Annotated in this window: 12 protein-coding genes; 5 read left to right on the top strand and 7 right to left on the bottom strand. The window is 59.2% G+C overall.

The window, feature by feature from the left end; translation table 11 throughout:
* Nucleotides 1-4: 4 nt before the first annotated feature.
* On the bottom strand, nucleotides 5-1678 hold the full coding sequence (locus tag JNB91_RS20845) for an NAD+ synthase (protein ID WP_220327398.1): 1674 nt from the start codon (nucleotides 1676-1678) through the stop codon (nucleotides 5-7).
* Between the two features lie 198 nt (nucleotides 1679-1876).
* On the opposite strand from JNB91_RS20845, the gene JNB91_RS20850 reads away from it, so the two are divergent.
* Complete coding sequence (locus JNB91_RS20850; protein ID WP_220327399.1) at nucleotides 1877-2296, top strand: TadE/TadG family type IV pilus assembly protein; 420 nt, start codon at nucleotides 1877-1879, stop codon at nucleotides 2294-2296.
* Entirely contained in the window at nucleotides 2296-4023 is a 1728-nt protein-coding gene (locus JNB91_RS20855) for a pilus assembly protein TadG-related protein (protein WP_220327400.1), read from the top strand. The genes JNB91_RS20850 and JNB91_RS20855 overlap by 1 nt, the downstream gene beginning before the upstream one ends.
* A gap of 166 nt (nucleotides 4024-4189) precedes the next feature.
* Here the strand turns inward: JNB91_RS20855 and JNB91_RS20860 are convergent, their stop codons facing one another.
* Nucleotides 4190-5563 (bottom strand): class II 3-deoxy-7-phosphoheptulonate synthase, encoded by a 1374-nt coding sequence (locus JNB91_RS20860; protein WP_220327401.1) that lies wholly within the window; start codon nucleotides 5561-5563, stop codon nucleotides 4190-4192.
* A gap of 254 nt (nucleotides 5564-5817) precedes the next feature.
* On the opposite strand from JNB91_RS20860, the gene JNB91_RS20865 reads away from it, so the two are divergent.
* On the top strand, nucleotides 5818-7197 hold the full coding sequence (locus JNB91_RS20865; protein ID WP_220327402.1) for a TadE/TadG family type IV pilus assembly protein: 1380 nt from the start codon (nucleotides 5818-5820) through the stop codon (nucleotides 7195-7197).
* 39 nt (nucleotides 7198-7236) lie between these two features.
* Here JNB91_RS20865 and gor read toward each other — a convergent pair whose 3' ends face one another.
* The 3 genes from gor to rpiA all read right to left on the bottom strand — a co-directional run bounded on the left by gor (nucleotide 7237) and on the right by rpiA (nucleotide 10060).
* Nucleotides 7237-8625, bottom strand: a complete 1389-nt coding sequence (gene gor / locus JNB91_RS20870; RefSeq protein ID WP_220327403.1) for a glutathione-disulfide reductase — start codon at nucleotides 8623-8625, stop codon at nucleotides 7237-7239.
* Nucleotides 8626-8737: 112 nt separating this feature from the next.
* Nucleotides 8738-9346 (bottom strand): DUF2059 domain-containing protein, encoded by a 609-nt coding sequence (locus JNB91_RS20875; RefSeq protein WP_220327404.1) that lies wholly within the window; start codon nucleotides 9344-9346, stop codon nucleotides 8738-8740.
* Between the two features lie 18 nt (nucleotides 9347-9364).
* The gene (gene rpiA / locus JNB91_RS20880) at nucleotides 9365-10060 is read right to left on the bottom strand and encodes a ribose-5-phosphate isomerase RpiA (protein WP_220327405.1); all 696 of its coding nucleotides are present in this window, start codon (nucleotides 10058-10060) and stop codon (nucleotides 9365-9367) included.
* Nucleotides 10061-10237: 177 nt separating this feature from the next.
* Between rpiA and JNB91_RS20885 the strand changes: the two genes are divergently transcribed.
* Nucleotides 10238-10927, top strand: a complete 690-nt coding sequence (locus JNB91_RS20885; RefSeq protein WP_220327406.1) for an HAD family hydrolase — start codon at nucleotides 10238-10240, stop codon at nucleotides 10925-10927.
* 66 nt (nucleotides 10928-10993) lie between these two features.
* Here the strand turns inward: JNB91_RS20885 and JNB91_RS20890 are convergent, their stop codons facing one another.
* Both JNB91_RS20890 and JNB91_RS20895 read right to left on the bottom strand, forming a co-directional pair.
* The gene (locus JNB91_RS20890; protein WP_223218297.1) at nucleotides 10994-13024 is read right to left on the bottom strand and encodes a L,D-transpeptidase family protein; all 2031 of its coding nucleotides are present in this window, start codon (nucleotides 13022-13024) and stop codon (nucleotides 10994-10996) included.
* Between the two features lie 62 nt (nucleotides 13025-13086).
* On the bottom strand, nucleotides 13087-13434 hold the full coding sequence (locus tag JNB91_RS20895) for a hypothetical protein (protein ID WP_220327407.1): 348 nt from the start codon (nucleotides 13432-13434) through the stop codon (nucleotides 13087-13089).
* Between JNB91_RS20895 and fumC the strand changes: the two genes are divergently transcribed.
* Nucleotides 13428-14819, top strand: coding sequence for a class II fumarate hydratase (fumC, locus tag JNB91_RS20900; RefSeq protein ID WP_220327408.1), 1392 nt, complete (start codon nucleotides 13428-13430; stop codon nucleotides 14817-14819). The genes JNB91_RS20895 and fumC overlap by 7 nt on opposite strands.
* Nucleotides 14820-14863 lie beyond the last annotated feature (44 nt).

The raw sequence follows: 14863 nt of genomic DNA on the forward strand, positions 1-14863 counted from the left end.
CAACCTATCGATCCCGAAATCGGTTGGTGATCGGGTAGCGCCGGTCGCGGCCAAAATTCTTCTTGGTGATCTTCACGCCGGGAGCAGACTGACGCCGCTTGTATTCGGCCAGATAAAGCAGGTGCTCGATGCGGTGGACGGTCGCCACGTCATGGCCGCGGGCAACAATGTCTTCCGTGCCCATTTCCATTTCGACCAGGCATTCGAGGATATCGTCCAGCACCGGATAGGGCGGCAGCGAATCCTGGTCCTTCTGGTCGGGCCGAAGCTCGGCGGAGGGGGCCTTGGAAATGATGTTCTTCGGGATCACCTCGCCGGAAGGGCCGAGCGCACCTGCCGGTACGTTTTCATTGCGCCATTCCGCCAGCGCATAGACCTGCATCTTGTAAAGGTCCTTGATCGGATTGAAGCCGCCGTTCATGTCGCCATAGAGCGTCGCATAACCGACCGACATTTCCGACTTGTTGCCGGTCGTGACCACCATCGAGCCGAACTTGTTGGAGATCGCCATCAGGATGGTGCCGCGCGTACGGCTCTGCAGGTTTTCTTCGGTAATGCCCTGATCCGTTCCTTCGAACATGTCGGACAGCGAGTTCAGGAACCCTTCGACGGGCTCGGAGATCGGCACGATGTCATAACGGCAACCGAGCGCCTTGGCACATTCCGCGGCGTCCTTGAACGAATCCTCGGACGTATAGCGATAGGGCAGCATGATGGTGCGCACCCTCTCCTCGCCCAGCGCATCGACGGCGATCGCGGCGCAGACGGCCGAATCGATGCCGCCGGAGAGGCCCAGCACCACCGACTTGAAGCCGTTCTTATTCACATAATCGCGGAAACCGAGCATGCAGGCGTGGTAATCGGCCTCTTCCTTTTCGGGAATGCGCACCATCGGGCCGGGCTGGCAGCGCCAGCCGCCCTCTTCACGTCTCCAGTCGGTGACGACAAAGGCCATCTCGAACTGGCTGAGCTGAAAAGCCAGCGACTTGTCGGCGTTGAATGCAAAGCTTGCGCCGTCGAAGACGAGCTCATCCTGACCGCCGAGCTGGTTCGCAAAGACGAGCGGCAGGCCGCTTTCGATTACCTGCCGCAAGGCCACCTGATAACGGACATCGAGCTTGCCGCGATAATAGGGCGAGCCGTTCGGCACGAGCAGGATTTCCGCACCGCTTTCGGCCAGCGTCTCGCAGACGCCCATATCGTTCCAGATCTCCTCGCAGATCGGAACACCGATGCGGATGCCACGGAAATTGTAGGGGCCGGAAATCGATCCTTCGGCAAAGACGCGCTTTTCGTCGAACTCGCCGTAATTCGGCAGGTCGATCTTGTCGCGGATGGCAATGATCTTGCCCTCATCGAGCAGCGCCACGGAATTATGGCGGCCCGCCTCGCCCTGGCGCGGAAAGCCGATCAGCACACCCGGTCCGCCATCGGCCGTGTCCGCAGCCAAAGCCTCGACAGCCTTAAGGCAGGCTTTCAAGAAGGATGGCTTCAGCACGAGATCTTCGGGCGGGTATCCCGAAATGAAGAGCTCAGTCAGCATCAGGAGATCGGCACCCTCACGGGCGGCGTCCCGACGGGCTTCGCGGGCTAGAGCGAGATTACCGGCGACGTCGCCGACCGTGGGATTGAGCTGGGCAATCGCGATGCGCAAAGTCTTGGGATCATTCTGGGTCATGACCGAGATTTAATGCCACGACGCAATCGCCGCAACGGTCTTCGCAGGCGAATTTTTCGTGACAGATGGCGGCGGCCGACGTTCGCCAATTCGCATTCGTCAAAATTCTCGATCGCTTATTTATATTCATCAAATCTATTTTAGCGATCCCTTAATTGATCATCCTGATAATCAATCAAAAAAGATCGGAGGACACGGATGCGTATCCGGCGGTTCATCAAGAATAATTCGGGTGCGGCGGCGGTGGAATTCGCCATCGTCTCACCCCTCTTCTTTCTCGCACTGCTCAGCATGATTGCCTATGGCATCTATCTGGCAGCCGCCCATTCCGTTCAACAGCTGGCAGCAGATGCCGCGCGCACCGCCGTCGCGGGCCTGAGCGATACCGAGCGCAAAAGCCTTGCCACCGATTTCATCAACCGCTCGATGGTCGACAGCACGCTTCTCGACAAATCCAAGCTGACGCTGACCGCACAGGCAGATCCCGGCAATCCCAACCAGTTCACGGTTGCCATCACTTACGATGCCAGCGGCCTGCCGATCTTCAACCTCTTCACCTATGCAATGCCGAGCAGCCAGATCAGGCGGTTTGCCACGGTGCGCGTCGGGGGCATCTGATGCAAGATTTTAGAAGGTGGCTCCGCGATTGCCGCGGCAATGTCGCAATCACCGCTGCGCTCTCTCTGCCGATCATGATCAGCGCGCTCGCGCTCGGCGTCGATTACGGCTACCTGACGCTGCAGCAGCGTGAATTGCAGACGACGGCCGATCTCTCGGCTATCTCGGCTGCCGCAAACCCGAGCAGTCCCGAAGCCGGCGTCGCGGACTACATGAACCTCAACAACAAGAATATTCCGGTGCTGAAAAACGGGCAGCTTATCGGCAAGGGAACGCCGATCGCCTTCAGTCTCGAAACCGTATTCGACAAGTTCGATGCCTATGCCGAAGTGATCAGCGGACGCTATCAGGCGGACACCTCGCTTGCGGTCGCAAGCCGCTTCCAATCCGGCGTTGCGCCCTATGACGCCGTCAAAGTGAATGTCTACCAGAAGGGCGGCCTGTTTTTCGCAGGCTCCCTGACCAAGGCCCCGATGCTGAGCGCCAGCGGTACGGCTGCAATCGACAAGATGGCTTCGTTTTCGGTCGGCTCACGGCTGGCGAGCCTCAACGGCGGCGTGGTCAACGCCCTGCTCGGCAATCTTCTGGGAACCACGGTTTCGCTATCCGTGATGGATTACCAGTCGCTCGCCAATGCCAATATCGATCTTCTCAAGGTCTTCGACCAGTTGGCGATCAAGCTCAACTTGACGGCTGGAACCTATAACGATCTTCTCAACACTGATATTGCCTATGGCACGCTTCTCAACGCAATCGGCCAGACAACAGGTGTCACACCGGCGGTGGCGGCGATCCTCAAGTCGCTGGAAAAGACGCTTGGCACGACAAAGCTCACGGTCAAACTGAAGGACATCATGGATATCGGACCGCTCGGCTCGCGGCTGATCGGCAAGAGCGACGGCCTGACCGTCCAGACCGATATTTTCAACCTGATCAGTGCCACGGCGAATGCTGCAAACGGCGGCAGCCATCAGATCGATCTCGATCTCGGTGCAACTGTGCCCGGCCTTGGCGGGCTGACGCTTTCGGTCGCTATCGGCGAGCCGCCGGTCGGGTCGAAGGCGCTCGGGATTGGTCGCACCGGCTCGATCGTGCGGACCGCCCAGACCCGTGTGGCGCTGACCACGACCGTCGACGGCATTACCGGCCTGCTCGGCATCAAGATCCGGGTACCGCTTTACATCGAGGTCGCCCATGCGGAAGGCCGCATGGCATCGATCACCTGCGCCAGCGGGGCGACTGGAGCGACAGTGAATGTCGAGGCTGTTCCCGGCGTTCTGGAACTCTCACTTGGCGATATCGATAAATCCGCCTTTGCCAATTTCGGAAAAGATCCGCGCGCAACGAAGACCAAGATGGTGGCCACGCCGGCGCTGAACCTGACGGCGCTTGCCTATACCAATGCGACGAATGTCAACGCGACACAGCTTTCCTTCTCTCCCTCCGACATATCAAGCCAGAAGGTGAAGCAGGCGTCGACCAGAAACACCGTCTCTACGCTGATCGATTCGCTGCTCAAGAACCTGCAGCTCGAAGTCGAGATTCTGGGGTTGAGGGTCGAAGTGCCGTCCGCCCTGCTCGGAGGGTTGGCCGACACGCTGAGGCTGCTCACGACGCCGCTCGATCAGGTTCTCTACAGCGTGTTGTCGACGATCGGTGTCAAGGTCGGAGAGGTCGACGTCAGGGTCGGTGGCGCTTCGTGCCGCAATCCGGTTCTCGTGCAGTAGTTTCGGGTATTTCTTGACGCAATTCCGGACGCAAAACCGGTTCCCACTTTTGCTGGAATTGCTCTTGGTACTCGCCCGGCAATTTGTTCAGCACCCGGGCGAGAAAAGAACAGGGCCGGCGATTGCCGGCCCTGTTTGATTCTGGAAATGTTCAGCCTGTTATGGCTTAGCCGTTGACGACCATCCGCTTTTCATCACGGCCGGTCTTCATCCGCTCGGCCAGCAGGAAGGCCAGTTCCAGTGCCTGATCCGCGTTGAGGCGCGGGTCGCAATGGGTGTGGTAACGATCCTGCAGATCGGCGCCGGTGACAGCGCGGGCGCCACCGGTGCATTCGGTTACGTCCTTGCCCGTCATCTCGATATGGATGCCGCCCGGATGCGTACCTTCGGCGCGGTGGATCTGGAAGAAGCTTTCCACTTCCGACAGGATCCGCTCGAAGGGACGGGTCTTGTAGTTGTTGAGCGTGATCGTGTTGCCATGCATCGGATCGCAGGACCAGACCACCTTGCGGCCCTCGCGCTCGACGGCGCGGATGAGCTTCGGCAGGTGTTCTGCAACCTTGTCGTGACCGAAACGGCAGATCAGCGTCAGACGGCCTGCTTCGTTTGCCGGGTTCAGCGCATCGATCAGCTCGATCAGGTTGTCCGGCTGCAGCGAGGGGCCGCATTTCAGACCGATCGGGTTCTTGATGCCGCGGAAATATTCCACATGCGCATGGTCGAGCTGGCGGGTACGGTCGCCGATCCACAGCATGTGGCCGGAGGTTGCGTACCAGTCGCCCGAAGTGGAATCGACACGGGTGAAGGCTTCCTCGTAGCCAAGAAGCAGGGCTTCGTGGCTGGTGAAGAAATCCGTCTCGCGCAGGCTCGGCTGGTTGTCAGCCGTAATCCCGATCGCGCGCATGAAGTCCATCGTTTCGCTGATGCGATCCGCGAGCTTCTTGTAGCGTTCGGCCTGGGGTGAATCCTTGACGAAACCGAGCATCCACTTGTGGACGTTTTCCAGGTTGGCGTAACCACCCATGGCGAACGCACGCAGAAGGTTCAGCGTCGCGGCCGACTGGCGGTAGGCGTCGAGCTGACGCTCGGGAGCCGGAATACGGCTTTCCGGCGTGAAGTCGATGCCGTTGATGATGTCACCGCGGTAGGACGGCAGCTCGATGTCGCCCTGCTTCTCGAAATTCGAGGAGCGCGGCTTGGCGAACTGACCGGCGATACGGCCGACCTTCACGACAGGCAGCTGGGCGCCATAGGTCAGGACGACGGCCATCTGCAGGAACGAACGGAAGAAGTCGCGGATATTGTCCGCGCCATGTTCCGCAAAGCTTTCCGCACAATCACCGCCCTGCAGCAGGAAGGCATCACCTTCCGCCACCTTGGCCAGATGCGCCTTGAGGCGGCGAGCCTCTCCGGCAAATACGAGCGGAGGAAACTTTGCGAGCTGGGCTTCTGTCGCCGCCAGAGCGGCCTGATCGGGATATGCCGGAACCTGCTGGATCGGCTTGTTGCGCCAGCTGTTCGGAGTCCAATTCTGTGCCATTTGTCTCACCTGTGGGACCGGGCCACCGGGTCCGGTCGTTCCTCTTTGAATAGTGGCGGCTTATAGACCGTGATGCCGCCTTTGCCTAGCCGGTTTGGAAGGAGCCAAGCATAAACGCTTCGTTAAAGAAACGCGCACTTGAACGAGCCTCCTTAACCAACCCTGACGATTGTCAATTCGCATTAAATTTTGGATCAGCCCGCATGTGGTAGCAGCCTACCCGCAACATTTTAATCGTTGGCTGGGGGCAGCATATGCGGTTTTCAAGACGTTTCATGTCGGACGTGTCCGGCAATTTCGGAATATTGACTGCGTTGTCGCTGGTGCCGCTGGTCGGCGCGGCCGGCATGGCGATCGACTACGGGCGAGCGCTCAACATGCGCCATGAATTGATGGGAGCCGCCGATGCGGCGGCGCTCGGTGCCATCGGCGAAGGCTCGGACGGTTTCAAGGCGTTCCAGCAGATGCAGAAAGATGGCACGGTCACCATCGCGCAGGACGAGGGCCGCAAGCTCTTCCTCGGTCAGCGCAGCGTCACGCAGGCGGATGTCCTTGCCAACATGCCGATCGAAGTCTCGGTCGATGTCGAACGCAAGGAGGGCTCCATGTCATCCAACGTGTCCTTTACCGCACACATGCCGACGACATTCATGAGCATGTTCGGTCATGAAAAGATCAGCATTTCAGGCTCGGCCCGTGCCACATCCGGAAGCTTCGGCAAAACCTATACCGACTTCTACATGCTGTTGGACAATAGCCCTTCGATGGGAATTGCCGCCACTTCATCCGAAATCAAGCGAATGAAGCAACTAACCGGCGCCAATGGTGGCCGCTCATGCGCCTTCGCCTGTCATGTCGGCCGCTGGGACAGCAATGGAGAATTCAACGATTCCAATGATCGAACCTATGTTATCGCCAGAGACCCCAAAAACAACGTTAAGCTGCGGATAGATGTCGTGACGCAGGCAGCGAAGGCACTTATCGACAAGATCAAGTCGCTTGCATCGACGAACGAGCAATACAGGGTTGCGAGCTACTCCTTCGGCAAATACGCGCTCCAGAACGGCTACCGGATCGAAAAGATCGCTTCACTCAGCCTCGACATGAATACGGTCGGCAACGCTACCGAGGACGTCACGCTGATGACGACCAACCACGACTGGTACAACCACAACGCACTGACAAGCTTCGACACGTCACTCAAGCTGATCGGCAGGGAAATCACCGGCAATGGCGGTAGCGGATCGTCCGCGGCCGATCCGGAGAAGATCGTCTACTTCGTCACCGACGGCGTGGCGAACCACAAGCCGGATGACAAAATCTGCGACGGAAGCTGGGAAGGCGATAGCGGCAGGTGTCTGGAGCCGATCGACACAAGCTACTGTACCGCGCTGAAAGAGCGTAACATCAAGATCGCCATTCTTTACACCACCTATGTCCCGCTCGACGGAGACGGCACATGGGACGGCAAAATCAGGTATGTGTTTGCCGACAAGATCGCGAGCAAGCTTGAGGAATGCGCCTCTGAAGAACTGTTTTTCGAGGTCAAGCCGGACGACAACATGGAGGCCGCAATGGTCAAGCTGTTCATCCAGGCAACCGGCGGCTCGACAGGTCTTCGCCTCACACACTGATTGAGGAATTTGGCCGGCGCTTAGCCGGCCAAAGACAGATCAGACGCGCTCGCCGTTCTTCACACGGTAGCTCGGATTATACATGGTCACCAGCTCTTCTGACGCCGATGGATGCAGTGCCATCGTCCGGTCGAAGTCGTCCTTGGTCGCGCTCGCCTTCAGGCAAATGCCGAGAAGCTGCGCCATCTCGCCGGCTTCGTGACCGAGGATGTGGGCGCCCACGACCTTGCGGCTGGCCGCATCGACGATCAGCTTCATGATCATGCGTTCCGAGCGGCCCGAAAGCGTTGCCTTCATCGGGCGGAATTCGGCGCGATAGACCTCGAGATCTTCGTAACGCTTGGCGGCTTCCTCTTCGGAAAGACCGACCGTGCCGATTTCGGGCTGCGAGAAGACGGCCGTCGGGATCAAGTCGTAATCCGGCGAGGTCGGGTTATTGCGGTAGACCGTCTCGATGAAGCACATGGCTTCGTGGATCGCGACCGGTGTCAGCTGTACCCGGTCGGTGACGTCGCCCAGTGCATAGATGTTTTCCGCGCTGGTGCGGGAATATTCGTCGACGATGATCGCGCCGCGTTCATCGGTCTTCACGCCTGCCGCCTCAAGCCCGAGGCCCCTGGTATAGGGATCGCGACCGAGCGCCAGCATGACCGTATCGACCGAAAGCGTCTCGCCGCATTTCGTGCGCGCCGTCAGACCGCCGTCCACTGCCTTGGTGACCTCCTCGATGACATCGGTGAGGATGATCTTGATCCCCTTCTCGACCATCGCCTTATGCAACCCCTGGCGCATGTCGTGGTCGAAACGGGAGAGGATTTCCTTGCCGCGATAGATCAGGGTCGTGTCGACGCCAAGGCCGTGGAAGATATTGGCGAACTCGACAGCGATGTAACCGCCGCCGGCGATCAGGATCGACTTCGGCAGGGTTTCGAGATGAAACGCTTCGTTGGAGGTGATGCAAAGCTCGTGGCCGGGAAGCGAGGTATGTGGGTTGGCAACACCACCGGTGGCGATAACGATCCGTTCGGCGGTCACCGTCTTGCCGGTCTTGATCAGCTTGACCGTATGGGCATCGACGAGTTCAGCGCGGCTATCGAAGACTTCGGCCTTGTTGTTTTCCAGGCCGCGGCGATAAAGCCCTTCAAGCCGGCCAATTTCCTTGTCCTTGGCTTCGATCAGCTTTGCCCAATCGAAGGTGCTTTTCCCGACATCCCAGCCGAAACCGGCTGCGTCCTCGAAATGCTCGTGGAACTGGGAGGCATAGACGAAAAGCTTCTTCGGCACGCAGCCGCGAATGACGCAGGTACCGCCGAAGCGATATTCCTCGGCAATACCGACCTTCTTGCCAATACTTGCGGCGACGCGCCCTGCCCTGACACCACCGGAGCCTCCGCCAATTACAAACAGATCGTAGTCATAGGCGGCCATTCTCATCTCCTTGAGGCATATGGGGTGGATGCCGCATATAGGCATGTTCTTGAACAAGAAAAAGCCCGGATCGCTCCGGGCTTTCTAGAAAGTTTCTGCTTTCCTCAGCCGATTACGGCTTCGGCAGGTTCAATGTCGGAGCCGGGGCTTTCGCCGGTGCTGCGGCTGCCGGAGCGGCCGGGGCAGGAGCAGCTTCGGCTGCCGGCATCTCAAGCGGGGTGGCGTCGATCACGCCGCGCAGCTTTGCCGTGCTCTGGGCATTCAGGTCACGCGAAATGCCGTTGCTCCAGATCTCGGCTGCACGGCCCAGTTCACGGGCAACGAGCGGCGTGCTCGTCATCAGCTTCTTGCCGGCTTCCGTGTTGAAGAAGGTTGCGATTGCCTTGAGTTCGTCAGCAGAGAAGCTCTTTGCATAGATCGTCGCGGCTTCCTTTTCGAGGTCGGCGCGGCGTGGGGCAAGCGTCAGAGCCTGCTCGTTGACGATCGCCGAAATCTGATCCTGAAAATTCGGCGAAGACTGGATGAACTGCGCCTTCAGGTTTTCGGCCAACGCCGGCAGAATATTGTCGTAGCGATCCGTAACGTTGAGCGCCTTGATCGCGTCGCGAGCCGCGGCCAGATGAGCCTCCGGAATTTCCTGGGCACGCGCCTGAATGGCCACGGAGCCGGACAGAAGAACGGCTAGCACAACGGCACGGCCGAAAACCGCGGATTTGATCATGAGTGAATGCTCCTACTTTTATTTGGCCTGAAGCGTCCGCGCTCCCGCCGGGCCGGCGATGATCGCAAGGGACGCCATATGAATGAAAAGTCCGTGTTCAACGACGCCTGGTATGGAATGCAGTTGGGCTGACAGTGCCTCTGCATCAGGAATGCGGCCAAAAGATGCGTCGATAATGTAGTGACCGCCGTCTGTCGTGAAGAGTTCGTCGCCGCTTTTACGCATGGAAAGCGAGCCACCGAGCCCAAGTCTGGCAGCCGCTTTTTCGATCGCGATACGTGTTGCCATCTGGCCGAACGGATTGATCTCGATCGGCAACGGGAAGGCGCCGAGCGTCTCGACGACCTTGCTCTCGTCCGCAATCACGATAACGCGTTCGGAAGCCGCCGCCACGATCTTTTCGCGCAGCAGCGCACCGCCGCCGCCCTTGATCAGGGTCAGATTGCCATCCAGTTCATCGGCGCCGTCGATCGTCAGATCGAGTTCCGGAAGTTCATCCAGAGATTTCAGCGAAATGCCAAGCTCCAGGCAAAGCCGTGCCGTGCGCTCGGATGTCGGAACGCCCTCGACACGCAGGCCTGCATGAACCTTCTCAGCCAGCAGACGGACAAATTCCTCTGCCGTCGAGCCGGTTCCGATGCCAAGTTTCATACCGTCTTCGACATGTTCAAGCGCTGCGGCAGCCGCCTTGACCTTCATTTCCCGGGCGTCCATGCGCCTGTCGCTCCCCACTGTTTCAGTCGAAAGGCTGTTTACACGGCTCAATGAGCGAGCGGAAGACCCCTGCCTTCGTTTCTCACTGCCAACATGCGGCACCAATGGCCTTTCCAAGGGCACCCTACCGTGCTTAACCGGATGGACCGTTTGAAAGCAGCAGTGAGGTAATCCCCCGTGAGTTCTCCCCTTGTCATCTTCGATCTCGACGGCACGCTGGTCGATACCGCACCCGACCTGATCGACAGCCTCAACCACACGATCGCGCAAGCCGGCCTTGAACCGGTCACCTACGACGACGTGACATTTTTGGTCGGCCAGGGCGCACGGGTGATGATCCGACGCGCCTTCCAGCTGCGAAAGGTCGAACTGGACGATGCACAGGCTGAGACCCTGTTCGAAGCCTTTGTTCAGCACTATGGCGTCCACATGCCCGGAAAAAGCCAGCCGTTCGACGGCGTCGTTGCCTGCTTGGAACGTCTGTCGGCAGCGGGAATGAGACTTGCCGTCTGCACCAACAAGCATGAAGAACTCGCCGTCTCGCTGATCGAGAAACTCGGCCTAACACCGCATTTTGTGGTGATCACCGGCGGCGATACGTTTCCCGTCCGCAAGCCCGACGCCGCCCATATTTTCGGAACGATCGAAAAGGCTGGCGGCACGCGGGATAATGCTGTCATGGTCGGCGACAGCGTCAACGACATCCTGGCCGCCAAGAATGCAGGTGTTCCGTCGATCGCGGTCGATTTCGGCTATTCCGACGTTCCGATCGCAGATCTTTCGCCAAGCACTGTCATCAGCCATTTCGACGCGCTCACTGTCGATCTGGTGAAAGACCTGCTGGCGACGGCCGAAGTTGCCTCCTGATCCTCAAACGCAAAAGAGGCGACCAACCGGCCGCCTCTTTTTTTTGTATCGGACTATTCCGGCGTATCAGCCACGCGCCTTGGTCGTGGCGTCGAAGGCCTTTCCGACAGCAGTATCGCGATCATAGACGTCGTCGAAATATTCGACCGCACCGTCCTTGTTCGGCCATGCGGTGAAATAGGCGACATAGACCGGGATCTTCGCGTTCACCTTTTCCGCAACATTCTTGCCGGCGGCGATTTCGGCATCGACCTGCTGCTCTGTCACCCCGAGTACGGCGGCTGCCATCTTGCGCGGCTCGGCCAGACGGACACAACCGTGGCTGAGCGCACGCATGTCACGCTGGAAGAAGCTCTTCGACGGCGTGTCATGCATGTAGATGGCATGCGCGTTCGGGAAGAGGATTTTCAGGTCGCCGAGAGCATTGTCACTGGACGGCGGCTGGCGCACGGAGATGTTGCTGGTCGAGCCGTACCAGTTGACGGCAGAGGACGGCATGACCTTGCCATTGACCGCAACTTCGTAACCCGTGCGATCGAGATAGCTCGGATCCTGGCGCAGCTTCGGCAGCATCTCGTTGACGATGATCGACTGCGGCACGCCCCAATAGGGGTTGAATTCGACGGTCTGGATCATGTCCTGGAAAAAGAAGGTCTGATGCGCCTTGGAGCCGATGACGACGCGCATGGAAAACTGCTCGGCGCCATGGTCGTGATAATAGACGCGGTAGGCCGGCTGGTTGATGAAGACATAACGCTGGCCAAGATCATCCGGCAGCCAGCGGGCCTGCTCCATGGCGACCACGACCTTCTGAACCTTGTCTGCCAGAGAGTGACCGGTCATCCTGCGCAATGTCGCAGCGCCGATCACGCCGTCCGCCTTCAGGCCGACCTCGCCCTGGTAGGATTTGACCAGATCAACGAGCTCGGGCGTGTATTCCGGCGTTTTCTGGTAAGCGGCAAAGGTTGCGGCATGTGCAGCCTTGAGCGCCTCGGAACCCTTTTTCTCGATAGCAGCGATAACCTGCGGCAGGTCGGCGCTGCTGTTGCCGGGCTTCAGCAGCATTTTTTCCGGAAGCACGATCTCATCGCCGGCATTCGCGACTTCTGCTTTCAGGGTCGCGAGTTCAGCCTTCAGAGCCGCAAAACTCGGCCCCTTGGGCGCCATGCCTTCGATATAGGTTGCGGCATCAGCCGCCGTCGCGGTCGCAGACAGGGTCTGCGCAAGATCGACATTCTTGCGCTTGAAGTCATGAAAACCGGAAATGCGGTTGGGATCGATCCGGCCACGCACCATGTCCTGGGCAAACATCAGCGCCTTGGCGGACAGGGCAAGCTCGAACTGCATCAGCTCTTGCGTATGAACCACTGGCTGGGCGACTACCGGCGCAGCTGCAGGTTCGGTTGCGGCAACGGGAGCCGGCTCGACAGCGGGAGCAGGAGCCGGTTCAGCGGCCGCTGGTGCAGCGCCATCGACGGTCGGTGTCGAGGCCACATCAGAAGTCGGCGCGTCTGTGGCAGCAGCAGATTTTTGCGGAGCGGCGGCATCCGTTGCCGGTGCTGCAACCGGCTCGACGCTTGCGGTCGTCAAGGCCGGCGGCGTCAATACGTAGTCGACCGGATCAAGCCCATAATCGCCTGCCCTTTCGAACAGAGCGAGCACCGCCCTTGCCTTGTCATTTACCTCGCCGCCGGAAATCCACAGCGGTTCAGCCGCCTTGCCGTAGAAAGCCTCAAGCGCGGAAGCGATGTCTGAGGGTGCTGAAACCTTGGCAGCGCCCATTGCCTGGAACGGACCCGCAGCCGATGCGGACGCGAAAGCCGCAGTCTTTACCAGACGCTGGCTATCCGCCTTATAGGTATAATAACGGGGACCGGAGACTTTCGGCAGAGGTTCGGGGTCGGCCAGGGCGCGCTCGCTCGGCATGTTTTCCTGCACTCTGGCATTCGCCTGGGCTGCGGCATCCCGCTTGCCCGGCCCGCCACGAATGATGTCCATCAGCGTAATGGCATGGGCTGGAGCGGCAGCTCCGGCAAAGATGGAGATACCCGACAGAAGCGCGAGCGCAACCGACGTCTTCTTGTATGTGTGCAGCAATGTAGTCCCCGTGACCTTCGTCCGCGTCTTTTTTGGCGGGCTCGACTTCAGTATCACGCCATCTAGCTGATCGCGTGAGGGATGAAAAGAAAACGGTCGTTCACTTCTCGGTTCCGGCAGGCAGAAACAAGCGAAGCGCCGTTTGAGGCAAAGGTTAAGAAAATATTGGTTAATTTTTCACTGACAAACACACTGAGCGAATCGAACACCAGCTTCAACACACGAAACAAATTGCATCGGCGTGTCATGAACGACACGCAATTGCTGCTGCAAAAAGCCGCAGTGGCAGCTTGCGGACATCCGGCAATCGTATAGTAATGCGCCGCGCCGGTACGGTACGCCCGCCTCCGATACTTCGGACGCGCGCCGCCGGCTAAAGCATCAGGGAGAAAAGGCAGCAACCATGGCATCGACCCGCACCGAAACCGATACTTTTGGCCCGATCGACGTCGCCAGCGACCGCTATTGGGGCGCACAGGCGCAGCGTTCGCTCGGCAACTTCAAAATCGGCTGGGAGAAGCAGCCGCTTGCAGTCGTACGCGCGCTCGGCATCGTCAAGCAGGCGGCAGCCATTGCAAACATGGAGCTTGCAGGCCTCGACAAGGGGATTGGCAAGACGATCATCGATGCCGCCCAGGAAGTCATCGACGGCAAGCTCAACGAGCATTTTCCGCTCGTCGTCTGGCAGACCGGTTCCGGCACCCAGTCGAACATGAATGCCAATGAAGTGATCTCCAACCGGGCAATCGAAATGCTCGGTGGCGAAATGGGCTCCAAGAAGCCGGTGCATCCGAACGATCACGTCAACATGAGCCAGTCGTCGAACGACACCTATCCGACGGCGATGCACATCGCTTGCGTCGAGACGATCGTTCGCCACCTCCTGCCGTCGCTGAAGCATCTGCACGAAGCGCTGGAAGCCAAGGTCAAGGCTTTCAACCACATCATCAAGATCGGCCGCACCCACACGCAGGATGCAACGCCGCTGACGCTCGGCCAGGAGTTTTCGGGTTACGCCGCGCAGGTCGCCTCGGCGATCGCCAATATCGAACTGACGCTGCCTGCCCTTTCCAAGCTCGCACAGGGCGGCACAGCCGTCGGTACCGGCCTCAATGCACCGATCGGCTTTGCCGAGAAGGTCGCAGACGAGATCTCCAAGATCACCGGATTGCCGTTCGTTACCGCGCCGAACAAGTTCGAAGCACTTGCCTCGCACGACTCGATGGTCTTCTCGCACGGCGCCATCAATGCCGCCGCGGCTGCTCTCTTCAAGATCGCCAATGACATCCGCTTCCTCGGCTCCGGTCCGCGCGCCGGCCTCGGCGAGCTGTCGCTGCCCGAAAACGAGCCGGGCTCGTCGATCATGCCGGGCAAGGTCAATCCGACCCAGTCGGAAGCGCTGACCCAGGTTTGCGCCCATATCTTCGGCAACCATGCCGCACTGACTTTTGCCGGCAGCCAGGGCCATTTCGAGCTGAACGTCTACAATCCGATGATGGCCTACAACTTCCTGCAGTCGGTTCAATTGCTGGGCGATGCAGCAGTGTCCTTCACCGACAATTGCGTCGTCGGGATCGAAGCCCGCGAAGACAATATCCGCAAGGGCGTCGAAAACTCGCTGATGCTGGTCACAGCGCTGAACTCCAAGCTCGGCTACGACATCTGCGCCAAGATCGCCAAGACCGCCCACAAGAACGGCACGACCCTGCGCGACGAAGCTGTCGGCGGCGGTTACTTGACGAATGAAGAATTCGATCAGTATGTCCGTCCGGAAAACATGATCGGGCCGAAATAAAACTCCGAAAATCGAGTTCCGCATTCCGGTATCAAGCCGGAATG

The sequence above is a fragment of the Aliirhizobium wenxiniae genome (assembly GCF_019511445.1).
In the GTDB taxonomy this organism is placed as follows: Bacteria; Pseudomonadota; Alphaproteobacteria; order Rhizobiales; family Rhizobiaceae; genus Neorhizobium; species Neorhizobium wenxiniae_A.

Coding starts and splice junctions, on each gene's coding strand:
- rpiA (WP_220327405.1), bottom strand. CDS start 10,060: ATGGACGCCCGGGAAATGAAGGTCAAGGCGGCTGCCGCAGCGCTTGAA.
- JNB91_RS20895 (WP_220327407.1), bottom strand. CDS start 13,434: ATGCCATGGTTGCTGCCTTTTCTCCCTGATGCTTTAGCCGGCGGCGCG.
- JNB91_RS20855 (WP_220327400.1), top strand. CDS start 2,296: ATGCAAGATTTTAGAAGGTGGCTCCGCGATTGCCGCGGCAATGTCGCA.
- gor (WP_220327403.1), bottom strand. CDS start 8,625: ATGGCCGCCTATGACTACGATCTGTTTGTAATTGGCGGAGGCTCCGGT.
- JNB91_RS20845 (WP_220327398.1), bottom strand. CDS start 1,678: ATGACCCAGAATGATCCCAAGACTTTGCGCATCGCGATTGCCCAGCTC.
- JNB91_RS20865 (WP_220327402.1), top strand. CDS start 5,818: ATGCGGTTTTCAAGACGTTTCATGTCGGACGTGTCCGGCAATTTCGGA.
- JNB91_RS20860 (WP_220327401.1), bottom strand. CDS start 5,563: ATGGCACAGAATTGGACTCCGAACAGCTGGCGCAACAAGCCGATCCAG.
- JNB91_RS20850 (WP_220327399.1), top strand. CDS start 1,877: ATGCGTATCCGGCGGTTCATCAAGAATAATTCGGGTGCGGCGGCGGTG.
- fumC (WP_220327408.1), top strand. CDS start 13,428: ATGGCATCGACCCGCACCGAAACCGATACTTTTGGCCCGATCGACGTC.
- JNB91_RS20875 (WP_220327404.1), bottom strand. CDS start 9,346: ATGATCAAATCCGCGGTTTTCGGCCGTGCCGTTGTGCTAGCCGTTCTT.